Raw genomic sequence first — 19,791 nt, 5'->3', positions numbered from 1 at the left:
CCTAGTCCTCGTCCGGGGCCGGGAGCGGCAGGTCGAGCGCGTCGAGCAGTGCCTGCGGGCGCCGGGACGAGAAGATCCAGTACGGCGTCGGGTCGTCCGGGTCGTCCAGATAGACCCGCACCGTGCCACGCACCCAGGGGCGGTGGACGACGAACGCGACCGGGTCGAGTTCGGGGCCGAGCGCGTCCCGGCGCTCCTCGGCGTCCAGCGCCTCGGCGGCGAGCAGGAAGCGGCGGGGGACGTGCGCGTCGTCGACGTGGAGTTCCTCGTCGGTCACCACGACCGTGAGGCGTCCGAGTGCCGCGACCGCGAGCAGGGCGAGCGGGATCAGGGCCACGTACGGCAACCAGGACCGCAGGCCGTCGTGCCCGAGATGGATCTCGGCCGCCAGCAGCGCCGCGACCGCGCCCGCGCCCACCCATCCCCACCACGGCACGGTCCACCGCTCGCGGTACGTGTCGGTGATCGTCGTCGCGGAGCCCATGCTGGGTATCGTGCCACCGACCCACCCGGATACCGAACGGATGCCGATGAACTCTTTTCAACCTCAGGTGCCTCCGCAGGGTGAGCATCTCTCGCCGAGGGCGGTCGAAAAGAATTCATTGCCCGACCTAGAGGTTCTCGTCCAACTGCTCGACCCGGAGCTGTCCCCTCCGGCCTACGCCCGGCCGGGCGACGCCGGTGCCGATCTGGTCACGGCGGAGGACGTCCGGCTCGGCCCCGGCGAGCGCGCGCTGGTCCGAACGGGTGTGGCGATTGCGCTCCCCGAGGGCTACGCCGGATTCGTCCACCCGCGCTCCGGCCTGGCGGCGCGGTTCGGCGTTTCGATCGTCAACGCACCCGGTACCGTCGACGCTGGATACCGGGGTGAGATCAAGGTCAACCTGATCAACCTCGATCCGACCGAGACCGTGACACTCACGCGAGGCGACCGGATCGCCCAGCTCGTGGTGCAGCGCGTCGAGCGAGCCGAATTCCGGGTGGCGAGCGAGCTGCCCGAGTCGGTTCGCGGGACGGGCGGCCACGGCTCGACCGGTGGACATCGCGGCTTGGTCACCGCACGAGAGGAGTGACGGGGTGTTTCGACGTCGGCGTGGCCGGCATGCTGCGGCCGGCCGGGAGGAAGACCTGGAGGCCGGCGGCACCGGATCGATGGCAGAGGACTACGGGCCCGGCCCCTGGGACGCCGAGGCGGCGCCCGAGGACGAGGTTCAGCGCGTCGATCTGGGCGCGCTGCTCGTCCCGACGTTGCCGGACGTGGAGCTGCGGGTCGAAGCCGACCAGAACGGCCAGGTGGCGTCGGTCGTGCTGACCGACGGCACGAGCGCGCTGGAGCTGGCCGCCTTCGCCGCTCCGCGGACCGAGGGCATCTGGGACGAGGTGCGCGAGGAGCTGCAGGCGAACATCCGCGGTGACGACGGCGTCGTCGAACAGGAGGTCGGCGAGTTCGGCCCCGAGCTGCGGGCGACCGTGAAGGCGCCCGACGGCAGCAAGCAGACGCTGCGCTTCGTGGGGATCGACGGACCGCGGTGGTTCCTGCGGGCGACGTTCACCGGTGCGGCCGCCGCGGACGTGAACGCCGGGCCGCAGCTGGCCGAATCGGTGCGCCAGACCGTGGTGGCGCGGGGCTCCGACCCGATGCCGGTGCGCGACCCGCTGCCGTTGCGGTTGCCCCGCGAGGTCGTCGAGCAGGCGGCCAACCAGGACTGACGCACGATCGAGGGACGCCCGGTGTGCCGACGGCGCACCGGGCGTCGTGGTGAGGGGGGAGCGCGGTGCGGGGGACCCTGCGCGTCTACCTCGGGGCGGCACCGGGGGTCGGCAAGACGTTCCGCATGCTCGAGGAAGGGCGGCGGCGCGCCGAGCGTGGGGCCGACGTCGTCATCGGGTTCGTGGAGACCCACGGCCGTTCCGGGACCGCCGCCCAGATCCGGGACCTGGAGATCGTCCCGCGCGCCCGGGTCACCTATCGCGGCGCCGGCTTCGAGGAGATGGACCTCGACGCGGTCCTCGCCCGGCGCCCGGAGATCGTGCTGGTCGACGAGCTCGCCCACACCAAGGCCCGGGGCGGCAAGCGGTGGCAGGACGTCGAGGCGCTGCTCGACGCCGGTATCGACGTCCTGTCCACGGTCAACGTCCAGCACCTGGAATCGGTCAACGACGTCGTCCAGACGATCACCGGCGTTCCGCAGCGCGAGACCGTCCCGGACGCCGTCGTGCGCGCCGCCGACCAGGTCGAACTCGTCGACATGGCGCCCGAGGCCCTGCGCCGCCGAATGGCCCACGGCAACATCTACCAAGCCGACAAGATCGACGCCGCCCTCGGCAACTACTTCCGGGTCGGCAACCTCACCGCGCTGCGTGAGCTCGCGCTGCTCTGGACCGCGGACAAGGTCGACGACGCACTGCGTGAGTACCGCGACGAGCACGAGATCACGAGCATCTGGGAGGCGCGCGAGCGGATCGTCGTCGCGGTGACCGGTGGCCCCGAGGGCGACACGCTGATCCGCCGCGCCGCCCGGATCGCCGCCCGCAGCCGGCGCGGCGACCTGCTCGCGGTCCACGTCTCGCGCGGCGACGGGCTCACCGGCGCCGACCCGGCCCGGGTGGAGAAGCAGCGGGAGCTGGTCGAGTCGCTCGGCGGGACGTTCCACGCGGTGGTCGGCGACGACGTGCCGGCGGCGCTGCTGGACTTCGCCCGGGGCGCCAACGCGACCCAGTTGGTGCTCGGCACCAGCCGCCGTCCGCGCTGGCAGCGGGCGCTGTCGGAGGGCATCGGTTCCCGGGTGACCGCCAGGTCCGGGCCGATCGACGTGCACATGGTCACGCACTCCGAGGCCGCCGGCCGGGGCCGCCTGCCCACCCTCACCGGTGGCCTCACCACCCGGCGCCGGCTGCTCGGGTTCGGCCTGGCGGCGGCCGGGCTCCCGCTGCTCACGCTGCTGCTCAAGCTGGTCGAACCGAACCTGGACCTGTCCAGCGAGCTGCTGCTCTACCTGGGGTTCACGGTCGCGGTCGCGCTGGTCGGGGGCGGGTACCCGGCCGTGTTCGCGGCGGCGGCCGGAACGCTGCTGGTGAACTGGTTCTTCACCGCGCCGGTACGGACCTTCACGATCGCCGAGTTCGACAACCTCGTCGCGCTCGTGGTGTTCGCGCTGGTGGCGATGTCGGTGGCCGGGGTCGTCGACCTGTCGGCCCGGCGGCGGCGGGAGGCGGCGCGGGCGCAGGCGGAGGCGGAGATGCTCTCCGCGCTCAGCCGGGGTGTGCTCGCCGGCGAGCGGGCGCTGCCGGCCCTGCTCACCCAGGTCCGGGACGCGTTCGGGCAGGACTCGGTGACGCTGCAGGAGCGTGTCGACGGGCAGTGGCTGACGATCGACGCGGCCGGCGAACCCATCGGCCCTCCCGGCACCGACGTCCCGGTCACCGACACCCTCCACCTGGTGCTGCGTGGACGCCCGCTGCCGGCCTCCGACCGCCGGGTGCTGGCCGCGTTCGCCGCTCAGGCCGCGGTGGCGCTCCGGCAGGCCCGGCTGAGCGTCCGGGCCGCCGAGGCCACCGAGCTGGCCGAGGGCAACCGGATGCGTACCGCGCTGCTGGCCGCGGTGAGCCACGACCTGCGGACGCCGCTGGCGTCGATCAAGGCGGCGATCTCGGCGCTCCGGATGACGACCGTGCAACTCGAGCCCGGCGACGTCGACGAACTGCACGCGACGATCGACGAGTCGGCGGATCAGCTGGCCGCGCTCATCGACAACCTGCTCGACATGAGCCGGCTGCAGACCGGGGCGGTCAACCCGCTGCACCGCGCGACGAGCGTGGACGAGGTCGTGCCGAGGGCGGTGGCCGGAGCGCCGGGGGTGCGGATCGAGGTGCCGGAGACGCTGCCGCCGGTGCTCGCCGACCCCGGGTTGCTCGAGCGCGCGCTGGCGAACCTGGTGAGCAACGCGGTGCGCCACGGTGCCGGTGCGCCGGTGGTGGTCCGGGGGAGCGCGCTAGGGGACCGCGTCGAACTGCGTGTGGTCGACGCCGGCCCGGGCGTGGCCGAGCCGGACCGCGACCGGATCTTCGCGCCGTTCCAGCGGCTGGGGGACCGCCCGGCCGGGAACGGCGTCGGGCTCGGGCTGGCGGTGGCGCGGGGGTTCGTCGAGGCGATGGGCGGCACGCTGGAGCCGGAGGACACTCCCGGCGGAGGGTTGACGATGGTGATCTCGCTGGAGGTGGCCCGATGACCAGGGTCCTGGTGGTCGACGACGAACCGCAGCTGCTCCGGGCGCTGCGGATCACGCTGAAGGCGCGGGGCTACGAGGTCGAGACCGCCGCCGACGGTGCGGCCGCGCTCGAGGCCGCCGCGCACAAGCACCCGGAGCTGATCGTCCTCGACCTCGGCCTGCCCGACCTGGACGGCATCGAGGTCATCGAGGGGCTGCGGCCGTGGTTCACCGGGCCGATCGTCGTGCTCTCGGCCCGGCAGGACAGCGACGACAAGGTGCTCGCGCTGGACGCCGGTGCCGACGACTACGTCACCAAGCCGTTCGGGATGGACGAGTTGCTCGCGCGGCTGCGTGCGGCGTTGCGCCGGGCCACCCCGGCACCGGATTCAGTGGTGGTGGCCACCGACGCGTTCACGGTGGATCTCGCCGCGAAGAAGGTCACGGCGGGCGGGAACGACGTGCGGCTCACCCCCACCGAGTGGGGGATGCTCGAAGTGCTGGTGCGCAACCCCGGCCGGTTGGTGGCCCGCAAGCAGCTGCTGCGCGAGGTGTGGGGGCCGGCCTATTCCGACGAGAGCAACTATCTGCGCGTCTACATCGCGCAGCTGCGCCGCAAGCTCGAACCCGACCCGGCGCACCCCCGCTACCTGATCACCGAAGCCGGTATGGGCTACCGGTTCGAACCGTGACGCGGCTGACACGGTTCCCCATTGTGGTGGACGAAACGGTGCGTACCCTGATTGACGACGGCGCGGTACCGGGTATGCCTCACAGACGCTGACGCGTTGTACGGCATAGCCGCGCCGACTCGTCGCTGAGGTGCCCACCATGACTGACACGCTGCCGCGGACCCACGAAGAATCGGGTCTGAAACGCCTGTTCCGTCGCTTCACCGCTTCCGACCGCGAACTCGACGCCGAGGCCCTCGAAGAGGCCAGCGTCCGGTCCGGAGCCCAGAAGGCCTGTGACTGCCCGCGAGGCCGGGTCGCCACCGTCGCCGGCCGCCTGACGTCGGTGCGGTACACGCCTCGCACCAACCAGCCGACGCTGGAGGCCGAGCTGTTCGACGGCACCGGCTCGGTCACGCTGGTGTTCCTGGGCCGGCGCCGCATCGCCGGGATCGAGCCCGGCCGCTCGTTGTCGGCCGAGGGGCGTCTGGCCCTGCGGGATGGTCGTAAAGTGATCTTCAACCCCTTCTACACGCTGGAGCCGACCACACCGTGACCGACCACCGCGCCCGGCCGACCGGAGACCACACCGATCAGTCATCAGAGGCCGAGCAGCGCAGGGTCGAGGAGGCGCTCCCCGCGTCGCGAGCGGCGGACATCATCGCCGAGGAAGCGGCCGAGCTGGTCACGGGCGTTCCGCCGGGCGATCCCGCGCCACGCCGTCGCGTCGTCATCACCCCGCCGGGGGCGCCCGCGGAGGCGAAGGCCGACGACGGCACGAAGGACGACGAGCAGATCTCGATCGCCGACCAGGTCCGCGAGCAGCTCGGGGGTCTGCGCGGGCTGATCGAGAGCTCGCTGCCGGTCCTCGTGTTCGTCCTGGCCAACATGGCGACGTCGCTGAAGCCGGCGTTGTGGGCGGCGGTCGGGTCGGCGGCGCTGATCGCGGCGTACCGGCTGATCCGCAAGGACTCCGTGCGGCACGCGCTGAACGGGCTGTTCGCGGTCGGTATCGCGGCGTTCATCGCGGCGCGCACCGGGCAGGCCGAGGACTTCTACCTGCTCAACATCGCCCGCAACACCGGTGGCGCGCTGCTCTGCGCCGGGTCCGTGCTGATCCGGCGCCCGGTCATCGGGTACGCGTGGCGGTTCATCTCCGAGATCCCGCCGGCCTGGCGCGAGAGCAAGCCGCTCGTGCGGGCGTTCTCGCTGATCAGCCTGGTGTGGGCACTGATGTTCGCGATCCGCGCGGGCGTGCAGATCTACCTCTGGTCCCAGCACAACGCCGACGCGCTCGGCTGGGCGTCGCTGGCGATGGGCTGGCCGATGTTCGGCGCGTGCCTGCTGTTCACGGTCTGGTACGGCCGCCGGGCGATCGCCGCTGCGACCGAGTCGGAGCCGGCGTCAGTCTCCTGACGTGCCGTCGCCGCTGACCACCGCGTGGATCCGGTCCTCGGCGTCGGGCGGGCAGAGGAACATCAGCTCGTCGCCGGTCTCCAGCGGGTCGTCGGGCGTGGGCACCAGCACGCGCGTGCCCCGCAGGATCGCCACCAGCGCCGCGTCCGACGGCAGCGGAACCTCACGCAGCGGACGCCCGACGTAGGGCGCGTCGGGGGCCAGCGTGATCTCGACCAGGTTGGCCTGGCCCTGGCGGAACGTCATCAGCCGGACCAGGTCGCCGACCGTCACGGCCTCCTCGACCAGCGCGGCCATCAGCCGCGGCTTGCTGACCGAGACGTCGACGCCCCACTGGTCGGTGAACAGCCACTCGTTCTCGGCCCGGTTGACCCGCGCCACGACCCTGGCGACCGCGAACTCGGTCTTGGCCAGCAGCGACACGACCAGGTTGACCTTGTCGTCACCGGTGGCCGCGACCACGACGTCGCACCCGGCCAGCCCGGCGTCGTCGAGGGACGCGAGCTCGCACGCGTCGGCCAGGATCCACTCGGCCTCCGGCACCAGGTGGCTGCGCATCTGGCGGGGGTCCCGGTCGATCAGCAGCACCTGGTGACCGTTCTCCACCAGCTCGTTGGCCACCGAACGTCCGACGTTGCCCGCACCCGCGATCGCGACGCGCATGCTAGTGCCCCCTGGATTCGGCCGGGGCGGACCCGGCGATCGCGCTGACCTTCTCGACCTGACCCTCGGACGCCAGGATGAAGATCCGGTCGCCCTCCTGGATGACCGTCGAGTTGCTGCACAGGTGCCCGACGCCGAACCGGGTGAGGTAGGCGACGCGGAAGCCGGTGGCCTCCTCCAGCGCGGAGATCTTCTGGGTGAGCCAGCCCGGGTGGAGCGGCGGTTCGATCATGACGATCGAGCCGGAGGGATCCCGCCAGACCTCGACCGAACTCTCCGGCGTGAGCGCGCGGAGCACCTGGTCGGAGGTCCAGCGCACGGTGGCGACGGTGGGGATGCCGAGCCGCTCGTAGACCGCGGCGCGGCGGGGGTCGTAGATGCGCGCGACCACGCGCTGCACGCCGAACGTCTCGCGGGCCAGACGCGCGGAGATGATGTTCGAGTTGTCGCCGCTGCTCACCGCCGCGAACGCGTCGGCCCGCTCGATGCCGGCCTCCTCGAGCGTGCGGCGCTCGAACCCGACCCCGGTGACCGTCGAACCGGCGAAGTTCGGGCCGAGACGGCGGAACGCGTCGGGGTTCTGGTCGATGACGGCCACGGTGTGCCCGCGCTTCTCCAGGCTCTGCGCGAGCGTCGATCCCACGCGACCGCAGCCCATGATGACGATGTGCACGTGCGCATCCTTCCAGCGCTGACTGGCTCGGAGGCTACTACCTGCATCCCTATCCGGCCGCGTGCAGGGGGCAGACGTACGCTATCGCCGTGCCGTCCCCGACGTCCGTGTTCAAGCGCCTCGTCATCGGACGGGCGCTCCGGAGCGACAAGCTCGCCGAAACCCTGTTGCCCAAGCGTGTCGCGCTGCCGGTCTTCGCGTCCGACGCCCTCTCGTCGGTCGCGTACGCCCCCGCCGAGATCCTCGCGACGCTGAGCGCGGCCGGCCTGGCCACCTACCACCTCTCGCCCTGGATCGGTCTGGCGGTCGTCGTCGTCCTGCTCACGGTCGTCGCGTCCTACCGGCAGAACGTGCACGCGTACCCGTCCGGCGGCGGTGACTACGAGGTGGTCAACACCAACCTCGGCCCCGGGTTCGGGCTCGTCGTGGCCAGCGCGCTGCTGGTGGACTACGTGCTGACGGTCGCGGTGTCGGTCGCCTCCGGGGTGCAGAACCTGGCGTCCGCGATCCCCGCGCTCGACGATCACCAGATGCTGGTGGCGGTGCTGCTGGTGGCTCTGCTGACCTCACTGAACCTGCGCGGGGTGCGGGAGTCGGGGGTGGCGTTCGCGATCCCGACCTACGGCTTCATGGTCGCGATCTTCGGCATGGTGCTCTGGGGCCTGTTCCGGATCTTCGTCTCCGGCGACGAGGTGCGGGCCGAGAGCGCCGGTTTCGAGTTCCACGGCGAGGAGACGCTGGCCGGCATCGGGCTGGTGTTCCTGCTGGCCCGGGCGTTCTCGTCCGGGTGCGCGGCGCTGACCGGGGTCGAGGCGATCAGCAACGGCGTGCCGGCGTTCCGCAAGCCCAAGAGCAAGAACGCGGCGACGACGCTGCTCATGCTCGGGCTGATCTCGGTCGCGATGATGCTCTGCATGATCTGGCTGGCCCGGCTGACCGGCCTGCAGTACGTCGAGGACCCGGCCACCCAGCTCGCCGGCGCGCCCGACGGGTACGTGCAGAAGACCGTGGTGGCCCAGCTCGGCGAGACGATCTTCGCCGGCTTCACGCCGGGCTTCTACTTCGTCACGTTCATGACCGCGCTGATCCTGGTGCTGGCGGCCAACACCGCGTTCAACGGCTTCCCGGTGCTGGCCTCGATCCTCGCGCAGGACCGGTACCTGCCCCGGCAGCTGCACACCCGCGGTGACCGGCTGGCGTTCAGCAACGGCATCGTGTTCCTCGCGGTGGCCGCCGGGATCCTGCTCGTCGCGTTCGACGCCGACCCCAGCGCGCTGATCCACCTCTACATCGTCGGGGTGTTCGTCTCGTTCACGCTCAGCCAGATCGGCATGGTGCGGCACTGGAACCGGCTGCTGCGGGTCGAGCGCGACCCGGTGACGCGCCGCCGGATGCGCCGCTCGCAGGCCATCAACGCGTTCGGCCTGGTCATGACCGGCACCGTGCTGATCATCGTGCTGGCCACCAAGTTCCTGCAGGGCGCCTGGATCGCGATCGCCGCGATGGCGTTCATCTACCTGCTGATGCTGGGGATCCGGAAGCACTACAACCGGGTGGCCGAGGAGCTGCGCCCCACCGAGGAGAGGCCGATCCTGCCCTCCCGCAACCACGCGGTCGTGCTGGTCTCGACGCTGCACCAGCCGACGCTGCGCGCGCTGGCGTACGCGAAGGCGACCCGGCCCGACTCGCTGACCGCGGTCACCGTGAACGTCGACGACCAGTCGACGCGCACGCTGCAGGAAGAGTGGGACCGGCGGGGCATCACGCTGCCGCTGACCGTGGTGGAATCGCCGTTCCGGGAGATCACCCGGCCGATCCTCGACTTCGTGCACGGGCTGCGCCGGGAGTCGCCGCGTGACGTGGTGACCGTGTTCATCCCCGAGTACGTCGTCGGGCACTGGTGGGAACACCTGTTGCACAACCAGAGCGCGTTGCGGCTCAAGGGCCGCCTGCTGTTCGAACCCGGAGTGATGGTGACGAGTGTGCCGTGGCAGTTGTCGTCGACCGAGGGCCGTGACCCGGACCGGGCGGACCGGGTGACCGGCCCCGGAGCGGTCCGGCGGGGTCTCGACCGCACGGGGACGCCGTGAGCTGGGTCGGGCAGTCGTTCGAGGTGGACGTCGAGGCGTTCGCGCACGGCGGGCACTGCGTCGGGCGGCACGAGGGCCGGGTGCTGTTCGTCCGGCACGCGCTGCCGGGGGAGCGGGTCGTCGCCGAGGTGACCGAGGACCGCGGCGGGGCGTTCTGCCGGGCGGACGCGGTGTCGGTGGTGCGTGCCTCCCCGGATCGGGTCGAGCCGCCGTGCCCGTACGCGCACCCGGGCGGGTGCGGGGGGTGCGACCTGCAGCACGTGGCTCCGGAGGCGCAGCGCGCGCTGAAGGCCTCGGTCGTGCGCGAGCAGCTGACGCGGCTGGGCCGGGTGTCCGGGGTCGACGAGATCTTCGGCGGTGTCGAGGAACTGCCCGGCGGCGCGCTGGGCTGGCGGACGCGCGTGCAGTTCGCGGTGGACCCCGCCGGTCGGGCGGGGCTGCACCCGCACCGCTCCCGCGAGGTGCTGCCGGTGGAGCGCTGCCTGATCGCCGACCCGCGGATCGAGGCGCTCGGGGTCACCGACCTGCCGTGGCCGGGGCTGACCGCGGTGGAGGCGGTGGCGTCCGGCGCCGGCGACGACGCGGTGGTCCTCGACGTCAAGCCGTCGGGTGGGCGCGACCACCGGCGCCGGCCGCACGGCCGGTCACACGGCCGGCCCGCGCCGCGCCGTCCGGTCGTGGTCGAGCTGCCCGAGGAACTGCCCGAGTCGGTGGCGGTGCTGGCGGCGTCCTCGCCGGTGCGCAACACCGGCCGGCCGGCCGCCGAGGCGGTGCGTGGGCACCGCCGGGTGCGCGAGGTCGCCGCGGGGCGTCGGTGGTACGTGCGCGCCGACGGGTTCTGGCAGGTGCACCCGGAGGCACCGGGCGCGCTCGCCGACGCCGTCCTCGAAGCGCTGGCACCGCAGCCGGGCGAGTCGGTGCTCGACCTGTACGCCGGAGCCGGCCTCTTCGCCGGGGTGCTCGGCGAGCGGGTGGGGCCGGGCGGCCGGGTGGTGGCCGTCGAGGCCGACAAGGGCGCCTGCGACGACGCCCGCCGCAACCTCCGCGACCTGGCCAACGTCGAGGTCGTCACCGCGCGGGTCGACAAGGCGCTGGACGGCGGGCTGGCCGGCGAGCACGACCTGGTGGTGCTCGACCCGCCCCGGTCCGGAGCGGGCGCCGCGGTGGTGCGCGAGGTGGCGGCACGAACCCCCCGGGCCGTCGCCTACGTGGCGTGCGACCCGGCGGCGTTCGCCCGCGACGTCGCGACCTTCGCCGAGGAGGGGTACGTGCTCACCCGGGTGCGTGCGTTCGACGCGTTCCCGATGACCCACCACGTGGAGTGCGTCGGCACGCTCGTCCCCGCGGGCGGGTAGCGCTCAGGGGACGGCGGGGGAGGGTTCGCGCAGGACCAGGGCCACCGCGCCCAGGGCTTCGGCGCGCCCGCCCAGGGTGCCCTGCACCACGTCCACCGCGTCGACGGCCGACGGCACCGCGCTGCGGCCCAGCGCGTGGCGCAGCGGATCGAGCAGGACGCGGCCGGTGGCGGCCAGCTCGCCGCCCACCACGACCCGGTCCGGGTTGAGCAGGTTGACCAGGCCGCCGAGCGCGATGCCGATCGCGGTGCCGGCGTCCGAGACGATCCGCCGGCACGGGGCGTCACCGTCGGCGACCAGCCGGACGACGTCGGCCAGCGTCCGCACCTCCGGTCGCCCGCGTCCCAGCACCGAGACCAGCGCCGCCCCGCCGGCCACCAGCTCGAGGCAGCCGCGGTTGCCGCACCGGCACACGTCGCCGGCCGCGTCCAGGCTCAGGTGGCCGATCTCCCCGGCGGTGCCGGAGATACCGCGGAACAACCGGCCGCCGACGACGAGCCCGCCGCCGATCCCGGTGCCGAGCTTCAGGTAGACGAGTGCTTCGCTGCCACGCCCGGCGCCCCAGGTGTGCTCGGAGAGCGCGCCCAGGTTGGCGTCGTTCTCGACGTGGACGGGGAGGGCGAGACGCCGCCCGAGCTCGAGTGACGGGGCCAGCCCGGCCCACGCGGGCAGTATGTTCGACGCGCCGAGCAGCCCGGTGCCGCTCACGACCGGAGCCGGCAGACCGAGGCCGACGCCGATGACGTCGGCCATGCGGTGGCCGGACTCCTCCACCGCCGCGACGACGAGCGACGCGGCGAGGTCGAGCGTGTGCTCGGCGGTGGGTTCCCCGTCGGGCGCGAGTCGCTCGCCACGCTCGGCGATGACGGTGTGCGCGAGGTCGGCGACGGCGACGTTCACGTGCCGCCGCCCGATGTCCACCCCGGCGACGACGCCCGCTCCGGGCGCGAGCTGGACGACGGCCGCGGGCCGCCCACCGGCGGGCCCGGCGGGTGCGGTGCCCCCGGGTTCGACGACCAGGCCGACGTCCGCGAGATCACTCAGCGTAGTCGAGACGGTGGCTCTGGAGAGACCGGTCGCCGCGGCCAGATCCGCTCGGGTACTCGGTCCCATCGCCCGCAGGGCATCGGCGAGGCGGCGTTGGTTTCCGCCCAGCGCGATGACACCGGACACCTGGTCAGTCATGGAGGAATATTCGGGCGTGTCGTCAGTTCTGTCAACGCGACACAAAACCCGGTCACTCCCTGCGGCTTCAACTGCGAGATTAGAGGCATTCGCCGCCTTTATCGATCCAGCTGACTGTCGGGTCTGTGACGAAACCAAACCGTTATGGGTGCTCCTTGACGGAACCCGCGTCCGAAGCGAAAGGTGCAGACCATCGGCCCTGCGCGTCGATCCGGTGTTACCGTGGCGTTCCCATCGGGAGGATTGGTGTTCACTCTGCGTCGCGGCGTCGCTGTTGCCGCCGCCGTGCTGCTGGCGCTCGGCACGACGGCCTGCGAGAGCTCGGACGAGGGCTCCGACTCGGACCGGAGCAGCGACACCGCCAAAATCGCCCTGTTGCTCCCGGAATCGCAGACGACCCGGTACGAGCAGTTCGACAAGCCGCTCTTCGAGGCGAAGGTCAAGGCGCTCTGCGCCCGCTGCGAGGTCGTGTACAGCAACGCCAACCAGCAGACCGACACGCAGCAGCAGCAGGCCGAGTCCGCGCTGAACGACGACGCCAAGGTGCTCGTCCTCGACCCGGTCGACGGGGCCGCGGCCGCCACCATCGTCCGCGCGGCCAAGGCCAAGAAGGTCCCGGTCATCTCCTACGACCGGCTCGTCACCGGCGCGGACGTCGACTACTACATCTCGTTCGACAACGAGAAGGTCGGTGCCCTGCAGGCCACCTCGCTCGTCGACAAGCTCAAGGAAGACGGCACGACGAGCGGCACCGTCGTCATGATCAACGGTTCGCCGACCGACAACAACGCGCGGCTGTTCAACAAGGGCGCGAAGTCGGTGCTGAGCACGTCGGGCTTCACGCTCCGGCCCACCGACGACTACTTCACGCCGGAGTGGAAGCCGGAGAACGCCCAGACGTTCATGGACGGCCAGATCTCCACGCTGGGCAAGGACGGCTTCGTCGGCGTCTACGCCGCGAACGACGGCACCGCCGGTGGCGCGATCGCCGCCATGAAGGCCGCCGGCGTCAGCCCGCTCCCGCCGGTCACCGGCCAGGACGCCGAGCTCGCCGCGATCCAGCGGATCATCAACGGCGACCAGTACATGACCGTGTACAAGGCGATCCAGCCGGAGGCCGAGAAAGCCGCCGAGATGGCGGTGGCCCTGGTCCTGGGCAGTGACGTCGTCGGCGCCGACTCGAAGGTCGACAACGGCGCCAAGCAGGTGCCGTCGGTGCTGCTGACCCCGATCGCGGTCACCAAGGACAACATCAAGAACACCGTGGTCAACGACCAGTTCTACACGGTGGCGCAGATCTGCACCGCCGACTACGCGGCGGCCTGCAAGGCGGCCGGCCTGCAGTGACGGCCCGAGGCCTTTCGTTTTGTGAAGTTTCTGTGCGCGTCACCGGGCTCGAGATGCAGATGAGCAGGGCGTAGCTAGACTCGAAAACCTCGCCCCCCACACCCCGCAGCGCGAGGAGTTGCCGCCACCGTGACCGACCAGGCCCATGAGCTGCTGGCCAGCGTGTCCACTCCTGAGGACCTGCGGGCCCTGCCCGCGGAGGCCTTGCCCACGCTGGCCGCGGAGATCCGTGACTTCCTGGTGGCCAAGGTGTCACGCACCGGAGGTCACCTCGGCCCCAACCTCGGTGCGGTCGAGCTGACGATCGCGCTGCACCGGGTGTTCGACTCGCCGACCGACAAGATCCTGTTCGACACCGGTCACCAGGCCTACGTGCACAAGCTGCTCACCGGTCGGCAGGACTTCGAGAAGCTGCGCCAGCGCGGTGGCCTCTCCGGCTACCCCAGCCGGGCGGAGTCGCCGCACGACCTGATCGAGAACTCGCACGCCTCCACCGCGCTCTCCTACGCCGACGGCCTGGCCAAGGCGTTCGCGCTGCGTGAGGAGAAGCGGGCGGTGGTCGCGGTCGTCGGTGACGGCGCGCTCACCGGCGGTATGTGCTGGGAGGCGATCAACAACATCGCCGCGGGCAAGGACCGGCAGGTCGTCATCGTGGTCAACGACAACGGCCGCTCCTACGCGCCGACGATCGGCGGCCTGGCCAACCACCTCGCGACGCTGCGCCTCAACCCCGGGTACGAGCGCGTGCTCGACCTGGTGCGTGACTCGCTCTCGCGCACCCCGCTGGTCGGTGCGCCGCTCTACGACGCGCTGCACGGCGTCAAGAGGGGCCTGAAGGACGCGATCAGCCCGCAGGGCATGTTCGAGGACCTCGGCCTCAAGTACGTCGGCCCGGTCGACGGGCACGACCTGGGCGCGCTCGAGTCGGCGCTGCGCCGGGCCAAGTCGTTCGGCGGCCCGGTGATCGTGCACACGGTCACCCGCAAGGGCTTCGGGTACGCGCCGGCCGAGGCCGACGAGGCCGACAACTTCCACGGGCCCGGCGCGTTCGACCCGGCGACCGGCACGCCGCTCGCGGCTCCGGCGCTGAAGTGGACGAAGGTCTTCGCCGAGGAGTTGGTCGCGGTCGCCGACGAGCGGCCGGACGTCGTCGGCATCACGGCCGCGATGGCGATCCCGACCGGCATCAACCGGATCGCGGAGAAGTACCCGGAGCGGGCGTTCGACGTCGGCATCGCCGAGCAGCACGCGGTGACCTCCGCCGCCGGCCTGGCGATGGGCGGCATGCACCCGGTGGTGGCGGTGTACGCCACGTTCCTCAACCGCGCGTTCGACCAGACGCTGCTCGACGTCGCGATGCACGGCCTGCCGGTGACGTTCGTGCTGGACCGGGCCGGCATCACCGGCCCCGACGGGCCGAGCCACTACGGCATCTGGGACCTGTCGATCCTCGGCGTGGTGCCCGGGATCCGGGTGGCGGCCCCGCGTGACGCCGCGACCCTGCGCGAGGAGTTCCGCGAGGCCGTGGCGGTCTCCGACGGACCGACCGTGGTGCGGTTCCCGACCGGCGCGGTGCCGGTCGACCTGCCCGCGGTGGCGCGCGTCGGCGGGGTCGACGTGCTCGTCGACGCCGGCCGGAAGCCCGATGTGCTGCTGGTCTCGGTCGGCGCGTTCGCGCACACCGCGGTCGAGGTCGCCGCGCGGGCCGCCGAGCACGGGATCCGCGTCACCGTGGTCGACCCGCGCTGGGTGCGCCCGGTCGACGACGCGCTCGTGACGCTCGCGAAGGACGCGGCCCTGGTCGTGTCGCTGGAGGACGGCGTCCGCGCCGGGGGCGTCGGCACCGCGCTGGTGCAGGCCCTCTCCGACGCCGGGGTGTCGGTGCCGGTGCGCGACATCGGCGTGCCCGCCGCGTGGCACCCGCACGGTTCCCGCTCGGAGATCCTGGCCGACCTGGGGCTCACCGCGCAGGACGTCGCCCGCCGGATCACCGAGTGGGTGGCCTCCCTGGCCGAGCAACCCACCGACGAGTCGTTCTCAGCGGGTCGCCCGGCGGAGGGCTAGTTCGGCGAACGCGGCCGGCGGCCGGTCCCAGGGCCAGCTGTCGGCCCATTCGCGACGCCCCACCTTGTGGTTGCGGGCGTTCTGGAGCACCTGGAGCGCCCCGGGCGGCAGCGAGGTGCCGTGCCGGTAGGCCAGTGCCACGGCGGCCGTCAGCGAGACCGTGACGTGCGGTGCGCCGAGGAGGTCGACCAGCCGGGAGTCGATCTCGACGTTCCCGCCCTCGGCGCTGCGGGCCAGGTGCCCGAGGCTCAGGTTCGCCGACGAGCGGGCGAGCGCGTGCGCGTCGTCGGCCGGGACGGCCAGCAGTGACGGCACGATGCCGGGCGTCTCGGGGAACCAGACCAGCAGCTCGGCGGCGCCGGCGGCGACCGCGGGGTCGGGGTCGGAGAGCCAGTTGAGGTACCGGTAGCCGTGCCGTGCGCCGGCCTCGTAGGCCGCCTGGGCCCAGTAGGCGGCCACCGCGTCGGTGGCGGCGAGCTGCGCCTCGTCGGGACGGGTCTCCTCGTCGTAGAGCCAGGTGAGCACCGTGCGCTCGGTCTCCGACGTGACGCCGCTCGCCGCCGCGAACGCGGCCGCGGACGAGAACGGGAGTTCGCCGTCCTCGCGGTCGCCGACCGACAGCGCGCGCAGCAGGCCGATCAGCACCGCGCGGTCGGGGGTGTCCCGCGCCTCCACCAGCCCGACGACGAACTGCACCACGTAACGGGTCGCCTGCCAGCGGGTCCCGTGGTGGTAGACGGTGCCGAGCAGCGCCGCGCAGGCGTTCTGCCGGACGTCGGGGTCGCTCGACCGCAACGATCGCAGGTGCCCGGGGACGTCCGTGGCGGAACCGTAGGCGTGGTGCAGCCGGTTCCACGGGACCGCATCGAGGCCCACGAGTGGTGTCGGGGTCGATGGGGGCGGTGGTGGGGGAGTCGACAGCATGCGCACCCCGCGATCGATACCACACCGCGCCGACGCCGCTTCACGCACGGTCGGCGACAGACGATGTCCAACGTGGACGTATCGGGCATACGTCGTGGGGCCCGTGCGAAGTCGTGATGCACCGTTTATCAATTGCCGCTTCGCCCGGTCCGGCTTACCGTCATTCCGGGGTGGCCAGCGGCGAACCGGTATCACCGGCCTCGTCCCGCGGGTAGGCGCTCCTCTCCAGGTGCTCATAACACCCAGCAGGGGTTCAACCCCATCCCGGCACGGGTCCGTGGCCGAACCCCCGGTTCGGTGGTCCTGCGGGCTCGCTCCACAGGCGAATGCCCCCACCACCGCGTCGGAGGTCGCGGGCCCGTGTCCACACCGGCCGAAGGAGGCGACGATGGCCAAGGTCACCGTGATGGAGTACGAGCGTGTGGTCACCTATCGGGACGGTGTGGCCGGCCCGGTGCTCGGGCCGGGGCGGCACACCTACCGGCGCCGCCGGACCCAGCTGTTCCCGGTCGACCTGCGGCCGCAGCTGCTGACCGTGCCCGGCCAGGAACTGCTCACCGCCGACGGGCTGGCCGTGAAGGTGAGCGCGACGGTCCGGTGGCGGGTGGCCGACCCGGCGGCGTTCCACGCGGCCGCCACCGACGCCCTTCAGATGCTCTACGCGGCCGTGCAGGCGGCGCTGCGCGACCGGGTGACCGTCCTGGCCCTCGCGGACGCCCTGCGCGATCGTGCGGCCCTCGGCGAGGGTCTGACGGCGACGGTGGCCGCGGCCACCGAGCCGCTCGGCGTCACGGTCGACGCGGTGGACGTCAAGGACCTCATGCTCGGGGCGGAGCTGCGGCGCGCGTACGCCGAGACGGCCCTCGCCACCGAGCGGGCCCGCGCCGACCTCGAGCGGGCCCGGGGCGAGGCGGCGGCGCTGCGCGCGCTGGCGAACACCGCCCGGCTGCTCGAGGAGCACCCGGCACTGCTGCACCTGCGCACGCTGCAGGTGGCCGGCGGACCCGGCACCACGATCGTGCTCGAACCACCGGGTAATTGAGTGGTCACGCCGCGGCATCCTGGCCGCGGCGTGACCCGACCGCTTACCGTCGTGACGGAAGTTCTGAACGATGGTGAGGGGCACGGACGTGCGGGTGCTGGTGATCGAGGACGAGCGCAACCTGGCCGACGCGGTGGCGCGCGGGCTGCGCCGTGAGGGAATGGCCGTCGACACCGCGTACAACGGCACCGACGGCCAGGAGATGGCCACCGTCACCCGCTACGACGTCGTCGTGCTCGACCGCGACCTGCCCGGCGTCCACGGCGACGTGATCTGCACCGAGCTGGCGGCCTCCGGGTCGCTCACCCGCGTGCTGATGCTCACCGCCAGCGGGACGGTCGCCGACCGCGTCGAGGGTCTCGGTATCGGCGCCGACGACTACCTGGCCAAGCCGTTCGCGTTCGAGGAGCTGGTGGCCCGGGTGCGTGCGCTCGGGCGCAGGGCCACGCCGCCGGCGCCCCCGGTGCTGACCGTCGGCGACGTCGAGCTCGACCCGGCCCGCAGAGTGGTCAGCCGGGCCGGCCGCCCGGTCGACCTCACCCGCAAGGAGTTCGGCGTCCTCGAGGTGCTGCTCTCCGCGCGGGGAGCGGTCGTCTCCAGCGAGGAACTGCTGGAACGCGTCTGGGACGCCAACGCCGACCCGTTCACCACGACCGTGCGGGTGACGATGATGACGCTGCGCAAGAAGCTCGGTGACCCGCCGCTGATCGAGACGGTGGTCGGTGCCGGCTACCGGGTGACCCCGAGATGACGGTCTACGGCGCCACGACCGGCCCGGCGCCGGCGCGGCTGCGGCCGACGCTGCGGCTGCGGCTGACGCTGCTCAACGGCGTCCTGCTCTTCGGTGCGGGCCTGCTGCTGCTCGTCCTGGCCTGGCTCCTGGTCCGCGACCAGCTGATGTCCACCGACCAGCTCGCGCCGGGCTCCAGCGTCACGCTCGTCGACGCCGACGGCAGCACGCACACCGAGAGCGCCACCGCGTGGCAGGCGAGCATGGCGTCCACCACGACGACCGAGCTGATGGTGAAGGGCTTCCTGGCGCTGCTGGCGATCGGGGTCGCCGGCGTCGTCGGCGGCCACCTGCTGACCGGCCGGGCCCTGCGTCCGCTGCACCAGGTCACCGCCACCGCGCGGCGGCTGTCCACCGAGACGCTCGACCACCGGCTGCACCACACCGGCCCCGACGACGAGGTCAAGGAGCTCGCCGATACGTTCGACAGCATGCTCGACCGGCTGTCGGCCGCGTTCGGCAGCCAGAAGAGATTCGTCGCCAACGCCAGCCACGAGCTGCGGACGCCGCTCGCGGTCATGCGCACCGAGATCGACGTGACGATGGCCGACCCGGACGCGACCGTCGACGACCTGCGCCGGATGGGCACGGTCGTGCGTGACGCGTCCAGCCGGGCGAACGAGCTGATCGAGGCGTTGCTGCTGCTGGCCCGCACGGAGGCGCAGACCGGGCGGCTGGCCAAGCAGGTCCCGGTCGACCTCGCGCGCGGCGTGCCCTCGACCCTGGCCGCCGTGAAGGCCGAGTCCGAGCGGCTCTCGCTGCAGGTCAGCACGGATTTCGCCCCGGCCGTCGTGATCGGGGACCCCAGCCTGCTGGAGCGCCTGGCCGGCAACCTCGTCGAGAACGCCGTGCGCTACAACGTCACCCACGGCGTCTTGAACGTGCGCACCGGCGGTGACGGCAGGCAGGCCTGGCTGGTGGTGGCCAACGACGGGCCGGAACTGGACCAGCGCGAGGTCCCGGGGCTGTTCGAGCCGTTCCGGCGCGGCGGGGTGGAACGTACCGGGACGCGCGGAGCCGGCCTGGGCCTGTCGATCGTGCGCGCGGTGGCCGGTGCGCACGGCGGCACCGTGCAGGCGGTCGCCCGGCCCGGAGGCGGCCTGGAGGTGACCGTGTTGATCCCGGCGGCCGATCCGGCGGTCGCGGCCACGCTCACCGCTCCGGCCCGCGAGCCCGCCCCGGCACGCGTGCGCGGGGTGGCTCGGCCCCAGCCCCGCTGAACTCAACCCATCGGGTGGTCCGAACCCGAAAACGGCTGCATCGTCGGTGGAAAAACGGGGTGGATGGTGACCATGGCGCGTCTCCGCCGTCGCGGCAGTTATCCTGTGCGAGTGGTGCTGCGGCCCCAGCGCGGCACTCCGGA

General features: G+C 72.5%; 18 protein-coding genes. 13 read left to right on the top strand and 5 right to left on the bottom strand.

Translation table 11 applies throughout. The annotated features are described in order from the left end of the window. Position 1: 1 nt before the first annotated feature. The gene (locus tag CRYAR_RS31225) at positions 2–484 is read right to left on the bottom strand and encodes a DUF3093 domain-containing protein (RefSeq protein ID WP_035856867.1); all 483 of its coding nucleotides are present in this window, start codon (positions 482–484) and stop codon (positions 2–4) included. A 118-nt stretch (positions 485–602) separates the two neighbouring features. On the opposite strand from CRYAR_RS31225, the gene dut reads away from it, so the two are divergent. From dut to CRYAR_RS31195, 6 genes are all read left to right on the top strand, one after another. After that, positions 603–1,073, top strand: a complete 471-nt coding sequence (gene dut, locus CRYAR_RS31220; RefSeq protein ID WP_035856866.1) for a dUTP diphosphatase — start codon at positions 603–605, stop codon at positions 1,071–1,073. 4 nt (positions 1,074–1,077) lie between these two features. After that, entirely contained in the window at positions 1,078–1,710 is a 633-nt protein-coding gene (locus CRYAR_RS31215; protein WP_035856865.1) for a DUF3710 domain-containing protein, read from the top strand. Positions 1,711–1,775: 65 nt separating this feature from the next. Further along, entirely contained in the window at positions 1,776–4,229 is a 2,454-nt protein-coding gene (locus CRYAR_RS31210; protein WP_035856864.1) for a DUF4118 domain-containing protein, read from the top strand. Further along, positions 4,226–4,900 (top strand): response regulator, encoded by a 675-nt coding sequence (locus CRYAR_RS31205; RefSeq protein ID WP_035856863.1) that lies wholly within the window; start codon positions 4,226–4,228, stop codon positions 4,898–4,900. Before CRYAR_RS31210 ends, CRYAR_RS31205 begins: the two co-directional genes overlap by 4 nt. A gap of 139 nt (positions 4,901–5,039) precedes the next feature. Then, the gene (locus CRYAR_RS31200) at positions 5,040–5,435 is read left to right on the top strand and encodes an OB-fold nucleic acid binding domain-containing protein (RefSeq protein WP_035856862.1); all 396 of its coding nucleotides are present in this window, start codon (positions 5,040–5,042) and stop codon (positions 5,433–5,435) included. Then, positions 5,432–6,295 (top strand): DUF3159 domain-containing protein, encoded by an 864-nt coding sequence (locus CRYAR_RS31195; RefSeq protein ID WP_051571174.1) that lies wholly within the window; start codon positions 5,432–5,434, stop codon positions 6,293–6,295. The genes CRYAR_RS31200 and CRYAR_RS31195 overlap by 4 nt, the downstream gene beginning before the upstream one ends. On the opposite strand, the gene CRYAR_RS31190 is transcribed toward CRYAR_RS31195, so the two are convergent. Further along, complete coding sequence (locus CRYAR_RS31190; protein WP_035856861.1) at positions 6,284–6,958, bottom strand: potassium channel family protein; 675 nt, start codon at positions 6,956–6,958, stop codon at positions 6,284–6,286. The genes CRYAR_RS31195 and CRYAR_RS31190 overlap by 12 nt on opposite strands. A gap of 1 nt (position 6,959) precedes the next feature. Continuing rightward, positions 6,960–7,631, bottom strand: coding sequence for a potassium channel family protein (locus CRYAR_RS31185; RefSeq protein ID WP_035856860.1), 672 nt, complete (start codon positions 7,629–7,631; stop codon positions 6,960–6,962). An 89-nt stretch (positions 7,632–7,720) separates the two neighbouring features. Here CRYAR_RS31185 and CRYAR_RS31180 point away from each other — a divergent pair, with 89 nt between their 5' ends. Both CRYAR_RS31180 and CRYAR_RS50400 read left to right on the top strand, forming a co-directional pair. Beyond that, on the top strand, positions 7,721–9,721 hold the full coding sequence (locus CRYAR_RS31180) for an APC family permease (RefSeq protein ID WP_035856859.1): 2,001 nt from the start codon (positions 7,721–7,723) through the stop codon (positions 9,719–9,721). Continuing rightward, positions 9,718–11,076, top strand: a complete 1,359-nt coding sequence (locus CRYAR_RS50400; RefSeq protein ID WP_035856858.1) for a class I SAM-dependent RNA methyltransferase — start codon at positions 9,718–9,720, stop codon at positions 11,074–11,076. The genes CRYAR_RS31180 and CRYAR_RS50400 overlap by 4 nt, the downstream gene beginning before the upstream one ends. A gap of 3 nt (positions 11,077–11,079) precedes the next feature. Here the strand turns inward: CRYAR_RS50400 and CRYAR_RS31170 are convergent, their stop codons facing one another. After that, positions 11,080–12,261 carry an ROK family transcriptional regulator gene (locus CRYAR_RS31170; protein WP_051571173.1) on the bottom strand — a complete coding sequence of 394 codons (1,182 nt, stop codon included), beginning with the start codon at positions 12,259–12,261 and terminating at the stop codon, positions 11,080–11,082. Positions 12,262–12,507: 246 nt separating this feature from the next. Here CRYAR_RS31170 and CRYAR_RS31165 point away from each other — a divergent pair, with 246 nt between their 5' ends. Next, positions 12,508–13,608, top strand: coding sequence for a sugar ABC transporter substrate-binding protein (locus CRYAR_RS31165; RefSeq protein ID WP_211247728.1), 1,101 nt, complete (start codon positions 12,508–12,510; stop codon positions 13,606–13,608). A gap of 150 nt (positions 13,609–13,758) precedes the next feature. Further along, positions 13,759–15,672: a 1-deoxy-D-xylulose-5-phosphate synthase gene (gene dxs, locus CRYAR_RS31160; RefSeq protein WP_211248032.1), complete on the top strand. Its 1,914-nt coding sequence runs from the start codon at positions 13,759–13,761 to the stop codon at positions 15,670–15,672. On the opposite strand, the gene CRYAR_RS31155 is transcribed toward dxs, so the two are convergent. After that, positions 15,646–16,548 carry a hypothetical protein gene (locus tag CRYAR_RS31155; RefSeq protein WP_035856855.1) on the bottom strand — a complete coding sequence of 301 codons (903 nt, stop codon included), beginning with the start codon at positions 16,546–16,548 and terminating at the stop codon, positions 15,646–15,648. The genes dxs and CRYAR_RS31155 overlap by 27 nt on opposite strands. Positions 16,549–16,984: 436 nt before the next feature. Here CRYAR_RS31155 and CRYAR_RS48235 point away from each other — a divergent pair, with 436 nt between their 5' ends. The 3 genes from CRYAR_RS48235 (at position 16,985) to CRYAR_RS31140 (ending at position 19,648) form a co-directional block, all read left to right on the top strand. Next, complete coding sequence (locus CRYAR_RS48235) at positions 16,985–17,638, top strand: slipin family protein (RefSeq protein WP_051571172.1); 654 nt, start codon at positions 16,985–16,987, stop codon at positions 17,636–17,638. 88 nt (positions 17,639–17,726) lie between these two features. Then, the gene (locus CRYAR_RS31145) at positions 17,727–18,389 is read left to right on the top strand and encodes a response regulator (protein ID WP_035856854.1); all 663 of its coding nucleotides are present in this window, start codon (positions 17,727–17,729) and stop codon (positions 18,387–18,389) included. Further along, positions 18,386–19,648, top strand: a complete 1,263-nt coding sequence (locus CRYAR_RS31140; RefSeq protein WP_051571171.1) for a HAMP domain-containing sensor histidine kinase — start codon at positions 18,386–18,388, stop codon at positions 19,646–19,648. Before CRYAR_RS31145 ends, CRYAR_RS31140 begins: the two co-directional genes overlap by 4 nt. The last annotated feature ends 143 nt before the right edge of the window (positions 19,649–19,791 follow it).

The sequence above is a fragment of the Cryptosporangium arvum DSM 44712 genome (assembly GCF_000585375.1).
In the GTDB taxonomy this organism is placed as follows: Bacteria; Actinomycetota; Actinomycetes; order Mycobacteriales; family Cryptosporangiaceae; genus Cryptosporangium; species Cryptosporangium arvum.
This window is presented reverse-complemented; position numbering and strand designations above follow the sequence as displayed.